Source organism: Variovorax sp. P5_A3 (assembly GCF_056400665.1).
Map to the genome: position 1 here is coordinate 31,075 of NZ_JBFUKW010000011.1, position 21,729 is coordinate 52,803.

At 67.0% G+C, this 21,729-nt stretch carries 20 protein-coding genes; 3 read left to right on the forward strand and 17 right to left on the reverse strand.

The window, feature by feature from the left end; genetic code table 11:
• Window positions 1–153 precede the first annotated feature (153 nt).
• A complete protein-coding gene (locus tag AC1D3B_RS18455; RefSeq protein WP_478192107.1) occupies window positions 154–870 on the forward strand; it encodes an outer membrane lipoprotein in 717 nt (238 codons plus the stop codon).
• Here the strand turns inward: AC1D3B_RS18455 and AC1D3B_RS18460 are convergent.
• Window positions 830–1,633 carry an alpha/beta fold hydrolase gene (locus tag AC1D3B_RS18460; RefSeq protein WP_478192108.1) on the reverse strand — a complete coding sequence of 268 codons (804 nt, stop codon included), beginning with the start codon at window positions 1,631–1,633 and terminating at the stop codon, window positions 830–832. The genes AC1D3B_RS18455 and AC1D3B_RS18460 overlap by 41 nt on opposite strands.
• Window positions 1,630–2,658, reverse strand: a complete 1,029-nt coding sequence (locus AC1D3B_RS18465) for a M14 family zinc carboxypeptidase (RefSeq protein WP_478192109.1) — start codon at window positions 2,656–2,658, stop codon at window positions 1,630–1,632. The genes AC1D3B_RS18460 and AC1D3B_RS18465 overlap by 4 nt, the downstream gene beginning before the upstream one ends.
• A 90-nt stretch (window positions 2,659–2,748) precedes the next feature.
• Here AC1D3B_RS18465 and AC1D3B_RS18470 point away from each other — a divergent pair, with 90 nt between their 5' ends.
• Window positions 2,749–2,880, forward strand: coding sequence for a hypothetical protein (locus AC1D3B_RS18470; protein ID WP_478192110.1), 132 nt, complete (start codon window positions 2,749–2,751; stop codon window positions 2,878–2,880).
• Window positions 2,881–2,894: 14 nt separating this feature from the next.
• Here the strand turns inward: AC1D3B_RS18470 and katE are convergent, their stop codons facing one another.
• Together katE and AC1D3B_RS18480 are read right to left on the reverse strand one after the other, a co-directional pair.
• Entirely contained in the window at window positions 2,895–5,078 is a 2,184-nt protein-coding gene (gene katE, locus AC1D3B_RS18475) for a catalase HPII (RefSeq protein ID WP_478192111.1), read from the reverse strand.
• Between the two features lie 53 nt (window positions 5,079–5,131).
• Window positions 5,132–5,278: a hypothetical protein gene (locus tag AC1D3B_RS18480; protein ID WP_478192112.1), complete on the reverse strand. Its 147-nt coding sequence runs from the start codon at window positions 5,276–5,278 to the stop codon at window positions 5,132–5,134.
• Window positions 5,279–5,574: 296 nt separating this feature from the next.
• Between AC1D3B_RS18480 and AC1D3B_RS18485 the strand changes: the two genes are divergently transcribed.
• The gene (locus AC1D3B_RS18485; protein ID WP_478192113.1) at window positions 5,575–6,402 is read left to right on the forward strand and encodes a transglutaminase-like domain-containing protein; all 828 of its coding nucleotides are present in this window, start codon (window positions 5,575–5,577) and stop codon (window positions 6,400–6,402) included.
• A 12-nt stretch (window positions 6,403–6,414) separates the two neighbouring features.
• On the opposite strand, the gene ligD is transcribed toward AC1D3B_RS18485, so the two are convergent.
• The 13 genes from ligD to paaA form a co-directional block, all read right to left on the reverse strand.
• Window positions 6,415–8,979: a DNA ligase D gene (ligD, locus tag AC1D3B_RS18490; RefSeq protein WP_478192114.1), complete on the reverse strand. Its 2,565-nt coding sequence runs from the start codon at window positions 8,977–8,979 to the stop codon at window positions 6,415–6,417.
• Between the two features lie 8 nt (window positions 8,980–8,987).
• On the reverse strand, window positions 8,988–9,950 hold the full coding sequence (ku, locus tag AC1D3B_RS18495) for a non-homologous end joining protein Ku (RefSeq protein WP_478192115.1): 963 nt from the start codon (window positions 9,948–9,950) through the stop codon (window positions 8,988–8,990).
• A gap of 93 nt (window positions 9,951–10,043) precedes the next feature.
• Window positions 10,044–12,089: a phenylacetic acid degradation bifunctional protein PaaZ gene (gene paaZ / locus AC1D3B_RS18500; RefSeq protein WP_478192116.1), complete on the reverse strand. Its 2,046-nt coding sequence runs from the start codon at window positions 12,087–12,089 to the stop codon at window positions 10,044–10,046.
• Between the two features lie 19 nt (window positions 12,090–12,108).
• A complete protein-coding gene (locus AC1D3B_RS18505; RefSeq protein WP_478192117.1) occupies window positions 12,109–12,849 on the reverse strand; it encodes an ABC transporter ATP-binding protein in 741 nt (246 codons plus the stop codon).
• Between the two features lie 134 nt (window positions 12,850–12,983).
• A complete protein-coding gene (locus AC1D3B_RS18510) occupies window positions 12,984–14,810 on the reverse strand; it encodes a branched-chain amino acid ABC transporter ATP-binding protein/permease (protein ID WP_478192118.1) in 1,827 nt (608 codons plus the stop codon).
• Window positions 14,807–15,835: a branched-chain amino acid ABC transporter permease gene (locus AC1D3B_RS18515; RefSeq protein WP_478192119.1), complete on the reverse strand. Its 1,029-nt coding sequence runs from the start codon at window positions 15,833–15,835 to the stop codon at window positions 14,807–14,809. Before AC1D3B_RS18515 ends, AC1D3B_RS18510 begins: the two co-directional genes overlap by 4 nt.
• Before the next feature lie 150 nt (window positions 15,836–15,985).
• Entirely contained in the window at window positions 15,986–17,143 is a 1,158-nt protein-coding gene (locus tag AC1D3B_RS18520) for an ABC transporter substrate-binding protein (RefSeq protein ID WP_478192120.1), read from the reverse strand.
• A 56-nt stretch (window positions 17,144–17,199) separates the two neighbouring features.
• On the reverse strand, window positions 17,200–17,823 hold the full coding sequence (locus tag AC1D3B_RS18525) for a TetR/AcrR family transcriptional regulator (protein WP_478192121.1): 624 nt from the start codon (window positions 17,821–17,823) through the stop codon (window positions 17,200–17,202).
• Between the two features lie 153 nt (window positions 17,824–17,976).
• The gene (gene paaE, locus AC1D3B_RS18530; protein WP_478192122.1) at window positions 17,977–19,062 is read right to left on the reverse strand and encodes a 1,2-phenylacetyl-CoA epoxidase subunit PaaE; all 1,086 of its coding nucleotides are present in this window, start codon (window positions 19,060–19,062) and stop codon (window positions 17,977–17,979) included.
• Between the two features lie 18 nt (window positions 19,063–19,080).
• Window positions 19,081–19,602, reverse strand: a complete 522-nt coding sequence (gene paaD, locus AC1D3B_RS18535; RefSeq protein ID WP_478192123.1) for a 1,2-phenylacetyl-CoA epoxidase subunit PaaD — start codon at window positions 19,600–19,602, stop codon at window positions 19,081–19,083.
• Window positions 19,599–20,372, reverse strand: coding sequence for a 1,2-phenylacetyl-CoA epoxidase subunit PaaC (gene paaC, locus AC1D3B_RS18540; RefSeq protein ID WP_478192124.1), 774 nt, complete (start codon window positions 20,370–20,372; stop codon window positions 19,599–19,601). The genes paaD and paaC overlap by 4 nt, the downstream gene beginning before the upstream one ends.
• 7 nt (window positions 20,373–20,379) lie before the next feature.
• The gene (paaB, locus tag AC1D3B_RS18545) at window positions 20,380–20,685 is read right to left on the reverse strand and encodes a 1,2-phenylacetyl-CoA epoxidase subunit PaaB (protein ID WP_478192125.1); all 306 of its coding nucleotides are present in this window, start codon (window positions 20,683–20,685) and stop codon (window positions 20,380–20,382) included.
• Between the two features lie 11 nt (window positions 20,686–20,696).
• Window positions 20,697–21,707 carry a 1,2-phenylacetyl-CoA epoxidase subunit PaaA gene (paaA, locus tag AC1D3B_RS18550; RefSeq protein ID WP_478192126.1) on the reverse strand — a complete coding sequence of 337 codons (1,011 nt, stop codon included), beginning with the start codon at window positions 21,705–21,707 and terminating at the stop codon, window positions 20,697–20,699.
• Window positions 21,708–21,729: the final 22 nt, after the last annotated feature.

The window sequence follows — 21,729 nt, forward strand, 5'->3', positions numbered from 1 at the left end:
AGGTCGGAAGCTCTTGTGGGACTCGCCTCGACGCCTGGTCGCGTGGGACACCTGAGCCTTTGTAGGACCACGGCGCATTGACAGCGGCCGATCGATGGCGATGCTGGTCCCTGGCCCCGCTGTTTCCCGCAACGGGGATGAAAGGGGATCCTCATGAACTCGACTTCGCTCGACCGCTCTTCGGTCGAACCCGTGCCGAAGCACTCGTCGTCGCCCAAGGTGCTGTGGACGGCCATCGGCGCGCTCGCGGTGGCCGTGGCCGCGCTCGGCGGCGTGTTGCTCCACCAGCAGGGCCGCAGCAGCGCGCCCGAACCCGCAGCCATCGCGGCAGCACCCGCAGTGCAGGCACCAGCGCCGGATGACTTCAAGACGGTTGCGCCTCAAGCGGCCATGCCTGCTCCGCCCCCTGTGAGCAGCGCGGCGGAGCCCGCCACGCCGTTGCCACCACCGGTCAGGGCGCCTGAAACCCTGTCGCCGAAGGTCGCGCAGTCAGGCCGGGCACCAGCTCCTGCTCCGGCGCCCGCACGCGTGTGCTCCGTCTGCGGCCACGTCGAGTCAGTCCGCACCGTGCAGCACACGGTGCCGACGTCGGGTGTCGGCGCGGTCGCCGGAGGCGTCGTCGGTGGCGTGGTCGGCAACCAGATCGGGCATGGCAACGGGCGTACCGCGGCGACATTGCTCGGCGCGGTGGGCGGCGGCTTCGCAGGCAACGAGATCGAAAAGCGCACGCACACGGTGACGGCCTACGAGGTGAGCGTGCGCATGCAGGACGGCTCGTTGCGTACGGTGGAAACCAGCACCGCCCCGCCGATCGGCAAGCCGGTCACGCTCAAGGGAAAGGTGCTGCGTCCGGCGGATGGCCGGAAGTGATCGGTCTGCGCGACGCCGACCCGGCCCACCGCGCGACCTGCCGGACGACCCACGGACCATCGTCGAGCGGCAGGTCATGGCCGGCCGTCGGATGTTCCAGGATGGCCGTCTTCCATTGCCGGGCGAGTCGGCGTGAGCACTGCGCGTTCACGAGGCCATCGTGACGACTCGACAACACCAGAAGCGGCACGGGCGGCGCCATGGCCGGCGCACGATAGCGCGCGGCCGCCAGCAATTGCCGAAGTGCATTGGCACCTGACACCGGGCGCGCTTCGCGCAGGGCCGTCCACTCGTCGATCACCCGCGCTTCGTTCTGCGGGTGCCGAGTCGTCAGCCGCAAGATCGTCTGCTCGCGCTGGCGCTTCGTCCCGAAGCCGGCCACGACCCGGAGCAGCGACGCGTAGTTGGACGGGCGCAGGCGCCGGTACCACGGGCTGAAGGGACGCAGGCTCGTGTTGATCAGCACGCACCCTGCCAATTCCTCGGGGTAGCCGTGGGCCCACTCCACCGCCACCATCGCGCCCAGCGACATCGCGAGCAGGTGGAAGGGCGGCGAACGACGATCCGCCGCGAGCTGCAGCCTGCAGCTTTCCATCGTCGCCTCGATGCTCGCGGGGCTTTGTGCGTGGTTCAGCCGTCCGTTCCCGGGCAGGTCGAGCGTCAGGATGCGCGCGCCGGGCATGCACGCGCGCAGCATGTCCGGAAACTCACCCCAGTGACCACTCTCGCGCGTGAGTCCGCGCAACAGGACCCATGTACTCATCGGGCCGTTCCTCCGTACCAGCGAACCAGCGCCTGCTGTCGATGCCGATCCCTTTCGGTGCCTGTCGGGACCCAGCGCTCATGACTGCACGCCGCCCGCGTGATGACGTCCAGCCATGCGACATGGCGCCGCAGCACACGCTGCTGCCGATGCGCGATCATCGGATTGAAGATGCCGTGACGCGAAAAGATCTGTCGTGGATTCTTCTTGACCCACAGCCATGAACCCATCTCCAGCGTGAGCGGCAGGAACACCGAGCCGGGCTTGGTGTCGCAGGCACGCAGGTAGAGGTGGTCCCACAGGTCGCCGTGCGCCATGTACTGGCGGCTTTGCGGCTCGAGCACATAGCGATGGTGGAGCAGCGAGCCATCGACGATGTCGCAGAACGCATGCATCTCGGGCAGGTGGGTGATCGGACGCGAGGTGTGCGCAAAGGGAAACCAGATCCGGTCGGTAAGCCCGAAGCCGGAGTGGCAATCCACCGCGATGCTGAAGGGCCGCGCTGTCAGCTCCGCTTCGACCAGTTCGCACAGCGCTGCGCTCTCGCTCTCCATCGGCGCGCCCTGCGCTCCGCGATACCAAGGCAGCGCCGCGCTGATGCGCTGGCCGCCGATGAGATAGGGCACGCGCTCGACGGAATCCACCGGCGCATTGCGCATGAGGTCGACCCCGTTCGGATTGGCGCGCGTGCCGCGCCACAGCCCGCCCGGGTTGACGAGGGGCATGAAGACCAATCGCACCGTCTCCAGCAGGCGGTGCAGCGTGTCGTCCCACTGCAGGCGCATCACGAGACTGCGCAGGTAGGCGATCGTCACTTCGGCACCGATGCGCTCGAGGCCATGCACGCCGCCGAAGAACCCGACGGCCGGCGCGAGCGGGCTCGCACTGCCCAGGATGAAAGTCTCCACGGGAAAGCGCCGATCGCCCGCCATCACCTCGCACAGGACGCGCCGCGACATGTGGACGCCGGCGAGTTCGGAGAGCCTCTGCAGCTCGACCAGTTCGGGCAGATCGGAGGGAGTCACACGGGGTCTGGGAGGGACGGGGAGTGCCAGCAGGATAGCCGCATACCGTGCCATCAAGCCGTCATACATGCCCGCTAGGGTGGCGAGACCATGCCTCGCACCTCCCCTCACTCGCCCAACCACCCGTTCAGGGGTGTCGGAATCGCCTTGCTGTGGGGCGCGATCGAGCTGGTCGCGCTCGCGCGCTCACGCTGGTCCTCGCGCGCGCACCCCGGACGCTGACCGGGCGCCGGCGCCTACGCCGGAACGCCCTCCACGTTGGCGCGGTCCCAGTGCCGGTGCTTCGCGATCGCCGCAATGAAATCGTGCGCGATCTTCGTGGCTGCCGTGTCGTCGCCGAGGTTCGTCACCGGTGTCGCCGCTACCACCACGCCGGCGGGCGCGGCCTTCGCGTCGGGTCCGATGCCGAGCGACGAGAGCAGCTGCACGCCTTCGCCCACCGTGCAGATCGCCTTGCAGTGCTTGTAGGCTTCCAGCACGAAGTGCACCGCATCGCCGTTGCGTGCCATCGCGTCGACCCCTTGTGCGCCTGCCGGCACGAGCACCGCATCGAACATCACCGAAGGCATGTTGACGAAGGTGGCATCCACATCGAGTTGCCGCTTGGAGGCGCTCGCGATCGTGCCCAGCCGCGGGCCGACCACCTTGCATTGCGCGCCGGCCTGTTCGACGGCTTCGCGAATGGGCTTGAGCGAGGCCGAATCGATGCCGTCGGCCACCAGGATCGCCACCTTGCGCGTCTTGATCGAGCCGTCGCCGGTGCCCGCCATGCTGAGCGCGCGCGATTCGTCGATCGGCATCGTGAAGCGATGGTCGCGGAAGCCTGCGCGGCCGGCCGCGGCCTTGGCATCGGGCGCACTGATGCCCAGCGGTTCCGCCACGCGGCGCGCGAGCTTTTCGTCGACGTGGGCCAGGTTGTCCACCATGCGCTGGCGCACGGCCGGCACCTCGACCTTCGACAGCTCGAAACGGAAGGCCGCGATGATGTGCTCCTTCTCCGCGGCGCTCTGGCTGTTGAAGAACAGCCGCGCCTGCGTGAAGTGATCGTCGAAGGACGGGCTGCGCCGCCGCACCTTGGGCGGCTCCAGCGCCTCGGGGAATGACTGGAAGCCGCCGCTGCCGCCGTCGATCCTGAATTCCTTGCCGTCGATCAGCGAGTGCGGTTCATAGGCCACCTGCCCGCGCGCGATGGTCTGGCGGTGCATGCCGTCGCGCTGGAAGTTGTGAAAGGGGCACACGCCCTTGTTGATCGGCAACTCATGGAAGTTGGCGCCGCCGAGGCGGGAGATCTGCGTGTCGGTGTACGAGAACAGACGCCCCTGCAGCAGCGGGTCGTTCGTGAAGTCGATGCCCGGCACGACATGGCCCGGATGGAAGGCCACCTGCTCCGTCTCGGCGAAGAAGTTATTCGGATTGCGGTTGAGCACCATCCGCCCGATGCGCTGCACCGGCACCATCTCTTCCGGAATGAGCTTGGTGGGGTCGAGCAGGTCGAAGCCGAAGGCGTGCTCCTTGTCCTGCGGCACCATCTGCACGCCGAGTTCCCACTCGGGAAAGTTGCCGTTCTCGATGGCTTCCCACAGGTCGCGGCGGTGGAAATCGGCATCCTTGCCTGCGATCTTCTGTGCCTCGTCCCAGGCCAGACCGTGGATGCCGAGCTTGGGCTTCCAGTGGAACTTCACGAAATGGCTCTCGCCGCGCGCATTGACGAAGCGGAAGGTGTGGACGCCGAAGCCTTCCATCATGCGCAGGCTGCGCGGAATGGCGCGGTCCGACATGGCCCACATCAGCATGTGGGTGGTCTCCGGCATCAGCGAGGCGAAGTCCCAGAAGGTGTCGTGCGCGCTCGCGGCCTGCGGCATCTCGTTGTGCGGCTCTGGCTTGACCGCGTGGATGAGGTCCGGGAACTTGATCGCGTCCTGGATGAAGAACACGGGGATGTTGTTGCCCACCAGGTCGTAGTTGCCCTGCTGGGTATAGAACTTGACGGCAAAGCCCCGCACGTCGCGCACCGTGTCGGCCGATCCCCGCGAACCGGCCACGGTCGAGAAGCGCACGAAAACGGGCGTCTTCACCGCCGGATCCTGCAGGAACTCGGCACAGGTGAACTGCGACATCGACTTGTAGACCTCGAAGTACCCGTGCGCCGCCGATCCCCTGGCATGCACCGCCCGTTCGGGAATGCGCTCGTGGTCGAAGTGCGTGATCTTCTCGCGAAGGATGAAATCCTCGAGCAGCGTCGGCCCGCGCATGCCCGCGCGGAGCGAATTGTGGTTGTCCGGTACCTGAAGGCCCTGGTTGGTGGTGAGCTGCGGGGTGTTGTCGGCGGTGAAGGCGGCCAGTTGTTCCTGCTTGGCACTGCTGGCGTCGCCAGCCTTGGCCGGGCGACGACCTGCGGCCGCCTTGTTCTGTTGCGTCATCGGGATCCTTCGGTTTCTGTCGAGACGCGGCGCGTCGGGGCGCCGCAAGTGAGTCAGCCCGCTTCCGTTTCGAAAATCATGTTCAGCGCATTCACCACGGCCACCACGGCAACGACGGCGGCCGCCGACGCCACGGCCCAGATGAGGAATTCGTCGATCCAGGATTCACCGAACAGGCCAAACAACGAGGACAGCTCCATGGTTTCTCCAGGCTTGCGGGGTTGGTGGGAGATCGGTTTCGCATGCTGCGGGCCGACTGCCAAGCTTAGGAGCCGTCGGCACCTGGCTCCGTAGTGACGGCTCGCTGCCGTGTGTCGGCGCGGGCGGGCGCGCGCGGTAGGACCGCACCGACGCGCATTCCCGTTGAATATGGACTACGCCGCTTCGCGCGATCGTCGACGTCCCGCGCAGGCGTGTATGACTAGGATCAATCGCAGCCGCCGCGGGCACCAAACATGCTTGATCTTCCTTTCACCTCCCTCAACGTCAGCGAACCATGCTCATCAAAATCGGTTTCGAGATCGAACTCGGCGTCACGGCGCCCACGGCGCTGATCTACATGCTGCGTGTGCATCCGTCGCGCGCGGCGGATATCCAGGCGGGTGAAAAAATGACGATCAGTCCGCCGCTGCGAACCGATCACTACACCGATGCCTTCAGCAACCATTGCGCGCGAGTGGAAGTGCCTTTTGGCGTGAGCAAGGTGCACTTGAGCAACGAAGCCGTTGTGTTCGACACTGGATGGCCCGATCCGGTCACGCCGACGGCCATCGAGCACGCGCCTGCCAACCTGCCGGTCGAAACGCTCCAGTTCCTTCTGCCGAGCCGCTATTGCGAAGTCGATAGCGAGCTGTTGCAGCTCGCATGGGCGACGTTCGGCGGCGTTCCGCCCGGTTGGCAGCGTGTACAGGCGATCTGCGACTTCGTGCACGGGCACCTTCGCTTCGACTACCAGGCCGCGCGGGCCACGCGCACGGCGCTGGGCGGCTATCGGGAGCGGGTCGGCGTCTGCCGCGACTTCACGCACCTCGCGATCACGCTCTGCCGCTGCATGAACATCCCCGCCCGCTACGTGACGGGCTACCTCGGCGACATCGGCGTCGCGCCGGTGCCCTATCCGATGGATTTCAGTGCGTGGTTCGAGGTCTACCTCGGCGACCGCTGGCACACCTTCGATGCGCGCCACAACACTCCGCGCGTCGGCCGCGTCGTGATTGCGCGCGGGCGCGACGCGGCCGATGTGCCGATCACGATGGTGTTCGGCGTCAACACGCTGGAGCGCTTCGAGGTGACGACCAACGAAGTGCTGCCCGTTCCCGCCTGAGGCCCGGCGCCCTCAGGGCGCCGTGTAGCCCAGCATCTTCATCGCCGCGCCGATCGACTTGCGGCTCTTCTCCATATCGGACCAAGGCGTATTGCCGGTCGGTGCGCGACGCCCGATGTTCCTGACGGTCCATTGCGATGCGCTCGTCAGCGTCGGAAGTTCATCCCAGGCGAGCGGCACCGACACGCCCAGGCCCGGGCGCGAGCGTGCCGACCAGGCGCTGACCGTGGTCGCGCCGAAGCCGTTGCGCAGGTAGTCGACGAAGATCTTCCCGACACGGTTGCGCGGCCCGCTCTTGGCGACGAAGCGGTCGGGAATGGTGTCGGCCAAGTGCTGCACCACCGCCTGCGAGAAGCCCTTCACCGTGTCCCACTCGAAATGGCGCCGGATCGGCACCACCACGTGCAGGCCCTTGCCGCCGCTGGTCTTGAGGAAAGCCGGCAGGCCGAGTTCGGTGAGCAGCGTCTGCACCAGCATCGCGGCATCCTGCATGCGCGCCCAGGGCACGCCTTCGCCAGGGTCGAGGTCGAAGGTCATGCGGTCGGGCTTGCCGATGGCGTTCGAAGTCGCATTCCAGGTGTGGAGTTCGATCACGTTCATCTGCGCGGCCGACAGCAGCCCCTTGGCGGTGTCGATCTGCAGCAGCGGTTCATGGCCGGGGTCGAGCGCCGGATCGAGCAGCTTGACGCCCGGGAGTTCGTTCAGCTTCAAGTGCTTCTGGAAGAACAGTTCACCGCCGACACCGTCCGGCGCGCGCACCAGCGACACGGGCCGGCCCTTGAGGTGCGGCAGCATCAGCTCGGACACCTGCTCGTAGTAGGCGGCGAGCTCGCCCTTGGTGGTGCCGCTTTGCTCGTCGATCACGCGGTCGGCGTTGGTGATGCGTTGCGTCATGGGCTTGGTGGCTCCCTTGCCGGCAGCACTCGCCGGCGTGAGGTTGGGCGTCTTCGCCATCTCGCGGCGGATCTGGCGCGCCGGCTTGTCGGCGCGCAGCCCCTGGAAGACCGAATGACGGATGCGCCCCTCGCGCGTCCATTCGCCGAAAGACACTTCGCACACCAGCGCGGGCTTGACCCATTGCGCCTTGACACCAGCGGGCCGGGTGGCGAAGGGGCAGTCGTCGGCATGTTGCCTGTCGAGCCTGGTCTTGATGTCCGCCAACCGGCTGGCATCGAAACCCGTGCCGACGTTGCCGCAGTACTGCAGCGCCCCGTCCTCGTCGTAGACGCCCAGTAGCAGCGAGCCGAAGCCCGCGCGCGAGCCCTTGGGCGCGGTGTACCCGCCGATCACGAATTCCTGCCGCTGCTGGTTCTTGAGCTTGACCCAGTTGGGCGAGCGGCGCGACACGTAGCCCGAGCCCTTGAGCTTGCCGATGATGCCTTCGAAGCCGAGATGCCCCGAAGATGCGAGCAGGTCGCGGGGCGAGGCCTCGAAGGCTTCGCTGAGGCGCAGCGACGCGGGCGGCTTCCTGCCCAGCAGCTTGGCGAGTTGCTCTCGACGCGCCTCGACCGGCACGTCGCGCAGATCGCGGCCGTCGAGAAAGGGCACATCGAACAGCCAGTAGACGATAGAGGCGGTCGCGCCGCTGTCGAATGCGTTCTGCAGCGCCTGGAAGTCGGGCGCGCCCTTCTCGCCGTCGACGACGATCTCGCCGTCGAGCCATGCCGAGCGCGTGGGCAGCCTGGCGAGCGCCTGCGTGAGCTTTGGCAGCTTCGAGGTCCAGTCGTGCCCATTGCGGGTGATGCACTGCACCTTGTTGCCGTCGATGCGCGTCAGCAGTCGGTAGCCATCGAACTTGAGTTCGTAGAGCCAGGCGTCAGGATCGGCCGGCGGCGCGGATGCCAGCGTTGCGAGTTGCGGCGAAAGCGAAGCGGGCAACGCGGCCTTGCGTCCGAGCGTGTCGGGGCTTTTGACGGCGACTTTCCCGCTCGCCTTCTTGCTGGCAGTGGACGCCTTGGTTTTCTGGGGTGCAGGCTCCCGGCCGTAGGTGATGTGCGGAGGATCGTCGACATCCCGACCGCTCAGCACGCTGTCGGGCAGGGCCTCGACGATGTCGTAGTCCGCCAGCGGTCGCGCCTCGCCGTCCCGCTCCTTGATCAGCAGCCAGGGCTCCTGCTTCTCGCCGTTGCCGCGCATGCGCACCAGCGTCCAGTGGCCGCGCAGCTTGTCGCCGCGCAATTCGAACTTCAGCTTGCCTTCGGCCAGGGCCGCGCGCGCATCGCCTTCGGCGGCCCACTCGCCGCGATCCCACACGATGACCGTGCCCGCGCCGTATTGCCTGGGCGGGATCGTGCCCTCGAAGCTCGCATACGAGATCGGATGGTCTTCGACGTGCACGGCCATGCGCTTGACGGTCGGGTCGAGGCAGGGCCCCTTGGGCACCGCCCAACTCTTGAGCGTGCCATCCAGTTCGAGTCGGAAGTCATAGTGCAGCCGGCTCGCATGGTGCTTCTGCACGACGAAGGACAGCGCGCCCTGGGCGGACGACTTGCCGCTCGTGCGCGGTTCGGGCGTCTTCTTGAAGTCGCGCTTGCGGTGGTACGGGGCCAGCGCTTCGCTTGCAGTCGGCCTGCTCACGTCGCGCCTCAGGCTGCCTTGCGACGGGCTGCCGTCTTGGCGGGTGTGCGCTTGCGCGCCGCGCTCTTGGCCGCTGGCTTCCGGAGCTTGGCCTTCGCCTCGGTTTTCTCTTCAGGCTCCGTCTTGTCCTTCTCCGCATCTGCCTTGCCGCCCTTGCGCAAGCTGCGCTGCAGCAGGTCGGTGAGGTCGAGGATCTTCGCGCTGCGCTTGCCTGTTTCTTCTTCCTCGGCCTCGGGCTGGGTCACTTCCTCGGTCTGCCCGGCTTCCACCTTCTCGTCGACCAGTTTCATGATCTCGTCCTTGAAGGAATCCTTGTAGTCGTCCGGATCCCAGTCTGCGCTCATGTCGTCGACCAGTTCCTTCGCCATCTTGAGTTCGCGCTCGGTCAAGCCGACCTTCCTGATGCTTTCCGAGGGCAGCGGCAGATCCTTCCAGGGCCGGATGTCCGTCCCCCAGCGCAGCAGGTTCAGCACCAGCCCGGGGCCGGCGGGCACGAGCACCGCCAGGTGCTGCTTGGTCTGGATCACGACGCGCGCGACCCCGATGCGGCCGCTGCGCTGCAGTGTCTCGCGCAGGAGCGCGTAGACCTTGCCGCCCCGGTTGATCGGCGCCACGTAGTAGGGCCGCTCCAGATAGACGAAGGGGATGCTGTCCGCCGGAACGAAAGCCTCGATCTCGACGGTCTGCGTGGTCTTGGGGTAGGCCGCCGAGATCTCCTCGTCGCTGAGCACCACGTACTGGTCGTCCTCGTACTCGATGCCCTTCACGATCTGCTCGCGCGCGATCTCCTTGCCGGTCTTCTTGTTGATGCGCTTGTAGCCCACCGGGTCCATGGTGCGCTTGTCGAGCCAGTTGAAGTCGATGGCGTGATCGACCGTGGCCGAATACAGAGCGATCGGGATGTGGACGAGGCCGAAGCTGATCGCGCCCTTCCACAGGACGCGCGGCGCAGGGGTCTTGGATGCGGGCATGGCGTGGATCTCCAGGCTGGCACCGTAGTTTGCACCGCCGCGCGCCGCTGTAGGAAGTCGGCGGCGGTGCGCGTCAGGTCCGGACGCGCCCTGTCAGCCGCGCTTCGCGACCAGCGTCAGGATGTCGTAGCTTGCGACGAGTTCGCCGTCCTGGTTGGTCACTTCCACGTCCCACGCCACCACGCCCTGACCGACACCGTTGGCGTCCTTCTTCTGGCGGTCGATCTTGCGCTTGCAGGTGAGGCGCGCGCGGATCGTGTCGCCGATGCCGACCGGCTTGACGAAGCGCAGCGTGTCGAGCCCGTAGTTGGCCAGCACCGGGCCGGGCGCCGGCGAGACGAACAGGCCTGCCGCCGCGGACAGCACGAAGTAGCCGTGCGCGATGCGCTTGCCGAAGGGGCTCTCCTTCGCCGCCACCTCGTCGAAGTGCATGTAGAAGTAGTCGCCGGAGATGCCACCGAAGGCAACGATGTCGGCCTCGCCGACGGTGCGGCGATGCGTCAGCAGCGAATCGCCGATGGCCAGGTCTTCGAAGTGCTTGCGGAAGGGATGCACTTCCGACTCGTTGAGCTTCGCGCCGCGCATGTACTCGCCGGTGACCGCTGCGAGCATGGTTGGCGAGCCCTGCACCGCTGCGCGCTGCAGGTAGTGCTTGACCGCGCGCAGGCCGCCGAGCTCCTCGCCACCACCCGCGCGACCGGGGCCGCCGTGCTTGAGGAAGGGCAGCGGTGAGCCATGGCCCGTCGATTCGACCGCGGCCTCGCGGTCCAGCACGAGCAGGCGGCCATGGTACGCAGCGACCACCGGAACGGCCTTGGCGGCCGTTGCAGGGTCCTTGGTGACCAGCGTGCCGACAAGACTTCCACGACCGCGCGCGGCAAGCGCCAGCGCTTCGTCCAGGCCGTCATAGGCCATCAGCGTGCTCACGGGGCCGAAGGCTTCCACATCGTGCACGGCGTCATGACGCAGCGGATCGCGAGACAGCAGCAGCGTCGGCGAGAAGAACGCGCCTTCGGCCACGCCCTCGCCCTGCGGCGAGAAGCCGTCGCGCGCGCCATAGACCAGTTCCGCGCCCTCCATCAGCATGCGCACGCGCTCGGCCACGTCGGCCTGCTGCGCGTGCGATGCCAGCGCACCCATGCGCACGTCCTCGCGCGAAGGATCGCCCACGACCGTCTTCGCAAGACGCGCCCGCAGCTTCTCGGCGACCGCATCCACATGCTGGCGCGGCACGATGGCCCTGCGGATCGCGGTGCACTTCTGGCCCGACTTGACCGTCATCTCGCGCGCCACTTCCTTGACGAAGAGATCGAACTCCTCGTCGTCGGGCGACACATCGGGGGCGAGGATCGCGCAGTTCAGCGAATCGGCCTCGGCGTTGAACGGGATCGACTGGCGCACGATGTTCGGATGCACACGCAGCTTGGCCGCGGTGTCCGCCGAGCCGGTGAAGGTGACGACGTCGGCGCCGTCGAGACGGTCGAGCAGATCGCCGGTGCTGCCGATCACGAGCTGAAGGCTGCCTTCCGGCAGCAGGCCCGAACGGTGCATCAGCCGCACCAGCGCTTCGGTCAGGTAGCTGGTGGAAGTCGCCGGCTTGCCGATGCAGGGCATGCCCGCGAGGAAGCTGGGCGCCCACTTTTCCAGCAGGCCCCACACCGGGAAGTTGAAGGCGTTGATGTGCACCGCCACGCCACGACGCGGCACGAGGATGTGCGTGCCGGCGAAGCCGCCCTTCTTGCCGAGCGGCATGGCGGGGCCTTCGTGCACGAGGTTGCCCGAGGGCAGTTCGCCCGCACCGATGCCTGCGTAGGCCGCCAGGGTGCCTGCGCCGCCTTCGATGTCGATCCAGCTATCGGCGCGCGTGGCGCCTGTATGGGCCGAGATCGCGTAGAGCTCTTCCTTGTGCTCCGCGAGGTACTTCGAGATAGCGCGAAGGCGCTGCGCGCGCTGCTGGAAATCCATGGCCAGCAGATTGGGCAGGCCGACAGTGCGCGCATGGTGGAGCGCTTCGCCGAAGTCGATCGACTCGGAATGCGTACTGGCGACCGGACGGCCATTGACGGCACTGCGGAGCACTTGCGCTCCCTGCTCGCCGAACCAGCGGCCGCCGATGAAGCTTTGAAGGATCTGGGTCATGAGAATCTCCGGAGGTTGATCAGGCCGCAACAGCGTTCTTGTTGCCGAGGCCGAGGTAGGTATCGATGATCCGGCGGTCGTGCAGCAGCGCCTGCGCTTCACCGGTGAGTGCGACGGCACCAGTCTCCAGCACGTAGCCGCGATCGGCCACCTGCAGGGCGGCGCGCGCGTTCTGCTCCACCAGGAGCATCGAGACGCCGTGCGAGCGGAGCGACGACACCACGTGCAGCACTTCGCGCACGATCAGCGGCGCGAGGCCGAGCGAGGGTTCGTCCAACATCAGCAGGCGCGGCCGCGCCATCAGCGCGCGGCCGATCGCCAGCATCTGCCGCTCGCCGCCGGACAGCGTGCTGGCGAGTTGCGCGCGGCGTTCCTTCAGGCGCGGGAAGATCGCGAAGACCTCCTCCATGCGCTCGCGCTGGTCACGCTTGCCGGTGCGCCATCGGTAGAAGCCGCCGAGCAGCAGGTTGTCCTCGACCGACATCTCGCCGAAGAGTTCGCGGCGCTCGGGCACGAGTGCCACGCCGCGCGCGACCATCGCCTCGACGCTGGGCCTCGCGATACGCTCGCCAGCGAGCGTGAGGCTGCCGGTCGAAGGCAGCAGGCCCATCGCCGCGCACAGCAGGGTGGTCTTGCCGGCGCCGTTGGGACCGATGACGGTGACGATCTCGCCCTCGTCCACGCGCAACGCGATGCCGTGCACGGCCTCTACGGCACCGTACGAGACGCTGAAATCCTGGAGTTCGAGGAGTGTGTTCATGTCAATTCCACCGTGAGTCGCACCGTTCGCAGGCACGAGCACCCGCGGAACCGGCTTTGCCGGGCCGCCGGATGCGCCCCCGGAGAGGGGTGCAGAGCCACACGAAGTGGGCGAGGCTGGGGGTGAGTTCCATGCTATGCGGCCATCGCGATCGGTTCGTCGCTGCCGCCCAGATAGGCGTCGAGCACACGGGGGTTGCATTGCACCTGGGCAGGTGTTCCTTCGGCGATGACGGTGCCGAATTCCAGCACCGTGATGCGATCTGCCAGGTTCATGACGAACTCCATGTCGTGCTCGACGACGAGGATGCCGAGACCTTCGGCGCGCAGTTGCGACAGCAGGGTCGCGAGCGCCTGCTTCTCCAGATGGCGCAGGCCGGCGGCGGGTTCGTCGAGCAGCAGCGCGGCGGGTTGGCCCGCCAGCGCGCGTGCAATCTCCACCACGCGTTGCTGGCCGAGCGCCAGCGAGGCTGCAGGCGCGTCGGCATGCTCGGCCAGGCCGCAGCGCTCGATCTGCCGGCGCGCCTCGGCGAGCAGCGCGGCTTCCTCGGCACGGTCCAGCCGCAGCATCGCGGAAAGCCAGCCGCGGTGTCCACGCCGGTGCGCGCCGAGCGCCACGTTCTCCAGCACGCTGCGCGTGCCGAGCAGACGCACGTGCTGAAAGGTGCGTCCCAGGCCGCGCGCGGCATAGTCGCGCGACGGCTTGCCGTTCATCGACGCGCCCATCAGGCGCACTTCGCCTTCGGTCGGGTCGTCGACGCCGGAGATCATGTTGAAGAAGGTGCTCTTGCCGGCACCGTTCGGGCCGATGAGCGCGTGCACCTCGCCGGCCTTCAGCGTCATCGCGACCGCGTTGTTGGCGACCAGGCCGCCGAAGCGCTTTGTAACCTTGTCGGCTTCGAGCAGCATTTCGCCCGCGGTGGGCAGCATGCGGCTCGCGAGCGGCGCCATCGCCCTGGCCGGTGGGACGGGATGCGGCTTCAGGAATCGGCCGGACACGCGCGCCAGCGTCGGCCACAGGCCTTCGGCGAAGCGCTGCAGCACGAAGAGCATCAGCAAGCCGAACACGATCACCTCGAAATTGCCGCTCGCGCCCAGCAGCTTTGGCAGGATGTCCTGCAACTGCTCCTTGACCAGCGTGATGAGTGTCGCGCCGAGCACGGCACCCCACAGGTGGCCCGCACCGCCGACCACCGCCATGAAGAGGTACTCGATGCCGATGTTGAGGTTGAAGGGCGTCGGATTCACGAAGCGCTGCATGTGCGCGTAGAGCCATCCCGACAACGCCGCCAGCAGCGCCGCCAGCACGAACACCTTGACCCGGTAGCGCGCGGTGTCGACGCCCATCGACTCGGCCATCACCCGGCCGGACTTGAGCGCGCGAATGGCGCGGCCTTCGCGCGAATCCAGCAGGTTGTGCAGCGCCCACAGCGACAGCAGCAGCGCGGCCCAGATCAGCGGGCCCAGCGCGCGCGGGGACGCGAGCGAGAAGCCGGCGATGGTCAGCGCCGGCAGGCCGGTGATGCCGGTCTGGCCGCCGAGGAACTCCAGGTTGCCGAACAGGAAGTAGAGGCTCAGGCCCCAGGCGATCGTGCACAGCGGCAGGTAGTGACCGGAGAGCTTCAGGGTGATCGCGCCCAGACCCCATGCGACGAGGAAGGTGAGCACGAGGCCCAGCACGAGCCCGACCCACGGCAACAGGCCCGGCGAGACCACGCCGCCCAGCGCTGCCGCAGCGGCCGGCGAGGTGCAGACCCATGCCGTCGCATAGGCGCCAATGGCGACGAAGGCCGCCTGCCCGAAGGACGTCATGCCACCGACGCCGGTGAGCATGACCAGCCCCGCGGCGACCATCGAATAGAGGCCGATGTAGCTGAACATCGTCACGGTGAACTCGGGCAGCCAGGCCCAACTGAGTGCCAGCGCCGCGACGAAGAGCAGTGTGAGGTGGCGTCGCGTCATTCCTCATCCTCCACGTGACGGCTGCGGAGTGATCGCCACCAGAGCACCGGGATGATCAGCGTGAAGACCAGCACCTCCTTGAAGGCGCTGGCCCAGAAGGAAGAGAAGGCTTCGAGTTGACCGACAAGCAAGGCGCCCAGGAGCGCCATCGGATAGCTTGCAAGCCCCCCGACGATTGCCGCGACGAAGCCCTTGAGGCCGATGAGAAAACCGGTGTCGTAGTACACGGTGGTCAACGGCGCGATCAGGAGGCCGGAAACTGCACCGATCAAAGCCGCGAGCGCAAAGCTCAGGTCACCCGACAGATCCGTCGGGATGCCCATGAGCCGCGCACCGACGCGGTTCATCGCCGTGGCGCGCAGCGCCTTGCCGACGATCGAGCGTTCGAAGAACAGGAACATCAACACCACCAGTGCGAAAGCGACACCCACCACCACCATCGACTGGCCGGTGAGCGGAACGCCGCCGATATCGAGACGCGCCTCCGAGAAGGCCGGCGTGCGCGAGCCTTCGGCGCCGAAGAAGAGCAGCCCCAGCCCCACGAGCACGCCATGCAGCGCGACAGAGACGATCAGCAGGATCAGTACCGAGGCATCGGCAAGGGGCCGATAGGTCAGCCGGTACAGCAGCGGCCCCAGCGGCGTGATCAGCAGCAGCGTCGTGACGGCCTGGAGCGCCAGCGACGATGGCCGCAAGCCCAGCACCATCGCGCAGGCCAGCACGGGGAACGCGACCGTCCACACGAGCGTTGCCTTCCACTCCACCGTGGCGCCGCGCTTCCAGCGCCAACCTTCGACCGCAAGGGTCGCCACAGCGAGCGCGATCAGCAGCCACAGCGTGGCCGGCACACGCCCGGCGGTCAGCGCAGCCATCGACAACGCGCCGAAGGCCACCAGTTCGCCCTGCGGGATGAAGATCACCCGCGTGACGGAAAACACCAGCACCAGGGCCAAGGCCATCAGTCCGTAGACCGCGCCATTGACGATGCCGTCCTGCCCCAGCAACAAGGCAATCTGAAAATCCATGTCCGTTCCAATCAGTCCATCAAGCCAAGCGCCGTCAAGCGCGACGCCGGGGATACCGCGGAACCGGCTCCGCCGGGCCGCTGGTATCGCCCCCTGCAAGGGGGTAGGCGCAGCGACACGAAGTGCGCGAAGCCTGGGGGTGTGCCTATTTCAGGGGCTCGTCGAGGGCAGGTATTTCCAGGCGCCGTTCTCGATCTTGACCATCACGCGGGCGCGCTGGTCGAGGCCGAGGTGGTCGTTGGCGGTCATGTTGAACACGCCGTGTGCGCCGGGCAGTTCCTTGACTTGCTCAAGGGCATCACGCAGCGCAGCACGGAACTCGGGCGTGCCGGGTTGCGCCTTCTTGAGCGCGACAGGCACCGCGGCGGCCATCAGCAGGCCGGTGTCCCACGCATGCGCGCCGAAAGTCGAGACCGTGCCCTTGCCGTTCGCGGCCTCGTAGGCCGTCACATAGGCAAGCGCGGACTTCTTCACCGGATTGCTGGCGGGCAGCTGTTCCGCGACGAGCACCGGGCCGGCCGGCAGGAAGGTGCCTTCGACGTCCTTGCCACCCACGCGCAGGAAGTCGGCATTGGCCACGCCGTGCGTCTGGTAGACCTTTCCGGTGTAGCCGCGTTCCTTGAGGCTCTTCTGCGGCAGTGCGGCCGGCGTGCCGGAACCGGCAACCAGGATCGCGTCCGGCTTGGCCGACATCAGCTTGAGGGTCTGGCCGGTGACGGAGGTGTCGGTGCGCGCGTAGCGCTCGTTGGCGACGATCTGCAGCTTCTTGAGTTCGGCGGCCTTGGTGAATTCCTGGAACCACCCTTCGCCATAGGCGTCGGAGAACCCGACGAAGCCCACGGTCTTCACGCCGTTGGCGGCCATGTGCTCGGCAATGGCGAGCGACATCATGATGTCGTTCTGCGGCGTCTTGAAGACCCAGCGCTTCTTGGCATCGACCGGCTCGACGATGCGTGCCGAGGCGGCCATCGAGATCATCGGCGTCTGGCTTTCGGAGGCCACGTCGATCATCGCCAGCGAGTTCGGCGTCGTGGTCGATCCGAGGATCACGTCGACCTTGTTCTCGGAGATCAGCTTGCGCGTGTTGTTCACCGCGGCCGTGGTGTCGCTCGCATCGTCGAGCACGATGTAGTTGATCTTCTGCCCGCCGATGGTCTTGGGCATCAGCGCGATCGTGTTCTTCTCGGGAATGCCGAGCGAGGCAGCGGGGCCGGTCGCCGAGACCGTCACGCCGACATTGATGTCTGCCTGCGCAAGCGCCGAGGCGAGCAGCATCGCGGCCAGGGCCAGAGGTTTGAGGAATTTCATGCGGTTGTCTCCGTGGTGGTTGATTGAAAGTGGAAGGGGATGGGGCGAAATCGGAATCAGACGTCGATAGGCTCGATGCGCTGGGGCACCTTCACGGCCGGCAGCCCGCCGAGGAACAGGTCGGCGACCACGGGCGCCATCGCGTCGTAGTCGAGCTCGCCGTCGGGACGCATCCAGATGAACATCCAGTTGATCATCCCGAACAGCAGCATGGTCAGCGGCTTGGCGAGCGCGGCCTTCTCCAGGTCCGGCCGCAGTTCGATCACGGCACGCGCGAATCCGTTGACGACGGTGCGCTGCGTGCCGAGAACACGCTCGCGGTCCGCGTCTTCCATGAACTTGACGTCCTCGGTCAGCACGCGGTGCGCGTGCTTGGCACCGGCGTATTCCTCGACGAAGCGCCGGATCAGCTCGCGCAGCTTCGCCTCGGGCGCAAGCTTCTGGCTGTCGACGTCGGCCACGAGGGCTTCGAGGCGGGACACATGGTTCTCGGCGATGCTCACCAGCAGGCTGTATTTGTCGCGGTAGTAGTGGTAGAGCAGCGCCTTCGAGACGCCGCAGGCCTCCGCCACCTGGTTCATCGAGGTCGCCGAATACCCGCGGTTGGCGAAGAGCTGCGCGGCATGATCCAGGATCATCTCCCGCTGATCGTCGTATCCGGCTGAGCGTCCTCGGGCCATATCAACGCTCCAACACGCCACCGAGTGGCCCGCGACGGATAAACCGGGCGCAGCCAAATCCCAGGGATACCGCGGAACCGGCTTCGCCGGGCCGCTGGTATCGCCCCCTGGAGGGGGAGGCGCCGCAGGCGCTTCGGGGGTGCTTCATGGCCTTTATCTTTCGTCGAATGAAAGCACCACGCGCTCGGTGAGCGGATGGGCCTGGCAGGTCAGCACGAAGCCGGCTGCGACCTCGTTCTTGTCGAGCGCGAAGTTTCGCTCCATCCGGACCTGGCCTTCGACCAGCTTGGCGCGGCAGGTGCCGCACACGCCGGAGGTGCACGAGAACGGCACTTCCATGCCGGCCGCCGAGGCGCAGTCGAGGATGCTCGGCTGGTCCTTGCGGAACTCGATCTCGCGCTGCAGGCCGTCGCGGATGATGACGATCTTCGCCAGCTCGGCATCGCCGGGGCGCGCTTCGTGGATGACCGCACCGACAGGCGCGCCTTCCGGCGCGGCGACGCCGAAGCGCTCGATGTGGATGTGTTCCTCGGGCACGCCGGCTGCCAGCAGCGCGGCCTCGGCTTCGTCGTTCATCTGGAAGGGGCCGCAGATGTAGACGTGGTCGATGCTCTTGGCCGGCACGACCGTCGACAGGAACTCGCCGAGCTTCTCGCGGTTCATGCGGCCCATGTTCAGCGGCGCGTCCGTCGGCTCGCCGGAGAACACGTGATGCAGCACGAGCCGGGACATGTAGCGGTTCTTCAGGTCCTCGAGTTCTTCCTTGAACATCGTGGATTGCAGCTTGCGGTTGGCATAGATCAACGTGAAGCGCGAATGCGGCTCACGCGCCAGGACCGTCTTCATGATCGACAGGATCGGCGTGATGCCGCTGCCGCCCACGATGCCCACGTGCTGGCGGCGCGACGCGGGTTCGATCGGCACGAAGAAGCGGCCCTGCGGCGCCATCACGTTGATGGTGTCGCCCGGCTGGAGCTGCTCGTTGATCCAGTTGGAGAAGGTGCCGCCCTTGACCTTGCGCACGCCGACGCGCAGTTCGCCGTCGTCGACACCTGCGCAGATGGAATACGAGCGGCGCAGGTCCTGGCCGTCGATGTCCTTGCGCAAGGTGAGGTACTGGCCCTGGGTGAAGCCGAAGACGTCGCGCAGTTCGGTAGGGACGTCGAAGGAGACGACGACGGCCTCATCGGTGTCGGGTTCAACCGCGCGCACCTGCAGTGGATGAAAGATGACGCTCATGGGGAGTTCTCTTTTTCTTCAGATCGGCTTGAAGTGCTCGAAAGGTTCACGGCACGACACGCAGCGGTACATCGATTTGCAGGCGGTGGAACCGAAGGCGGAGAGGCGCTCGGTGTTGCTGCTGCCGCAGCGCGGGCAGGCAACCGCTTCGGCCCTTCGGCCGAAGATGCGGATGGGCACGGCTCCATCCGGTGCGGCCGGGCCAGGGGGCGCAATGCCGTACTCGAAGAGCTTGCGGCGGCCTTCGGCGCTGATCCAGTCCGTCGTCCACGCTGGTGCGCGCTGGAGAGTGACGCTGGCGGGCCCGAGGCCTGCCTTCGCGATGGCCTGCAGCACATCGTGCTCGATCACTTCCGTGGCGGGGCAGCCCGAGTAGGTCGGCGTCAGCACGATTTCGAGCGCTTCGCCGTGGTCGACGACGTCGCGCACGATGCCGAGGTCGCGCACCGACAGCGCCGGCACTTCCGGGTCGAGCACGGTGCCGAGCACGTCCCACGCCTGCTCGGAGCGCGTGGTGGCGACGGCTGCGAGTGCGCTCACCACACGCCTCCGGGGAACGAGCGCTGAAGATGCTGCATCTCGGCGAGGATGTAGCCCATGTGCTCGGTGTGCACGCCGCGCTTGCCGGTGCTGCGGAAGGCAGCCTCGTCGGGACGGCTCAGCGTCGCTTCGTCGAGGATGGTCTTCATCTCGGCCATCCACGGCTCGCGCAGATCGGACCAGCGTGGGCCGAGGCCCTGTGCATGCGCGGCCTCCTCCACCGCATCGGATTCGAAGAGCTCGGGGACGTAGAGCCAGAGTTCGCGCAGGGCCTTCTCGATGCGCTGGCGCGATTCGTCGGTGCCGTCGCCCAGCCGCACGACCCAGTCGGCCGCATGCTGCTGGTGATAGCGCGCCTCCTTGACCGCCTTGCCGGCAATGCCGGCGAGTTCGCTGTCGCTGGAATCGCGCAGGTGCTCCCAGAGCAGCTTCATCAAGGTGGCGGCCATCGCGTTGCGCAGGACGGTGAAGGCGAAATCGCCGCGCGGCAGCTCGACGAGCGTGAGATTGCGGTAGTCCTTCTCGTCGCGCAGGAAGGCGAGCTGGTCTTCGTCGTGGCCGAGCCCTTCGAGCTTGCCCGCATGCGTGAGCACGGCACGGGCCTGGCCGATGAGGTCGAGCGCCATGTTGGACATGGCGATGTCTTCCTCGAGGATGGGCGCTTGTCCGCTCCACTCGGCAATGCGCTGGCCGAGGATCAGGCAGGTGTCGCCGATGCGCAGCAGGTACTGCACACTCGGGCTCTGGTCGATGGCGATGGAACCTTGCATCACGGCCTCACATGTGATCCACCGAGCCGGGCAGCTGGTAGAAGGTGGGGTGCCGGTAGACCTTGTCTTCCATCGGGTCGAAGTACATGTCCTTGTCGCCCGGATCGCTCGCGACGATCTGGTCCGAGCGCACGACCCACACGCTGGTGCCTTCCTGGCGGCGCGTGTAGACGTCGCGCGCCATCTGGATGGCCATCTTCGGGTCGGCCGCGTGCAGGCTGCCGCAGTGCTTGTGGTCCAGGCCGGACTTGCTGCGCACGAAGACTTCCCAGAGGGGCCATTCGGCGGCGGTGGAGGTATCGGGGGTGCTCATTTGGATGGTTCCTAGGCGGCAAGAGGTTGAGGGGCGGCGCGCTTGGCGGCGTGGGCCAGTGCGGCATCGCGCACCCAGGCTCCGTCTTCCCACGCCTTCACGCGGGCACCGAGGCGTTCGCGATTGCAGGGGCCGTCGCCGCCGACGACGCGCCAGAACTCGCTCCAGTCGATCGGTCCGTGGTCGTGGTGCTCGCGCTCCTCGTTCCACTTCAGGTCGGGGTCGGGCAGCGTCACGCCGAGCACCTTCGCCTGGTCGACGGCGGCATCGATGAACTTGGCGCGCAGGTCGTCGTTGGAGAAGCGCTTGATGCCCCAGCGCATCGACTGCGCGGAGTTGGGCGACTGGTCGTCCGGTGGACCGAACATCATGATCGACGGCCACCACCAGCGGTTGACCGCGTCCTGCACCATCGCCTTCTGCGCATCGGTGCCGTGCTGCATCATGGTCAGCAGCGCCTCGAAGCCCTGGCGCTGGTGGAAGCTTTCCTCGCGGCAGATGCGGATCATGGCGCGCGCATACGGTGCGTACGAGCAGCGGCAGATCGGCACCTGGTTCATGATCGCGGCACCGTCGACCAGCCAGCCGATGGTGCCCATGTCGGCCCAGGTCAGCGTGGGGTAGTTGAAGATCGAGCTGTACTTGGCGCGGCCCGTGTGCAGCGCGTCGACCATCTGGTCGCGCGAGGTGCCCAGCGTCTCGGCTGCGGAGTACAGGTAGAGCCCGTGCCCTGCCTCGTCCTGCACCTTGGCCAGCAGGATCGCCTTGCGCTTCAAGGTGGGGGCGCGGGTGATCCAGTTGCCCTCGGGCAGCATGCCGACAATTTCGGAGTGCGCGTGCTGACTGATCTGGCGCACCAGCGTCTTGCGGTAGTGTTCGGGCATCCAGTCCTTCGCCTCGATGAAGTCGCCTTCGTCGATACGAGCATCGAAGCGCTGTTCGAGCTGCATTTCCTCGGCGGAACGCACGGCCTTCTTGCCGCCGTCTTCCTTGCCCATCGTGTCCATGGCTTGCGTGTACATCGTGATCCTTTCAGGCGTGGTG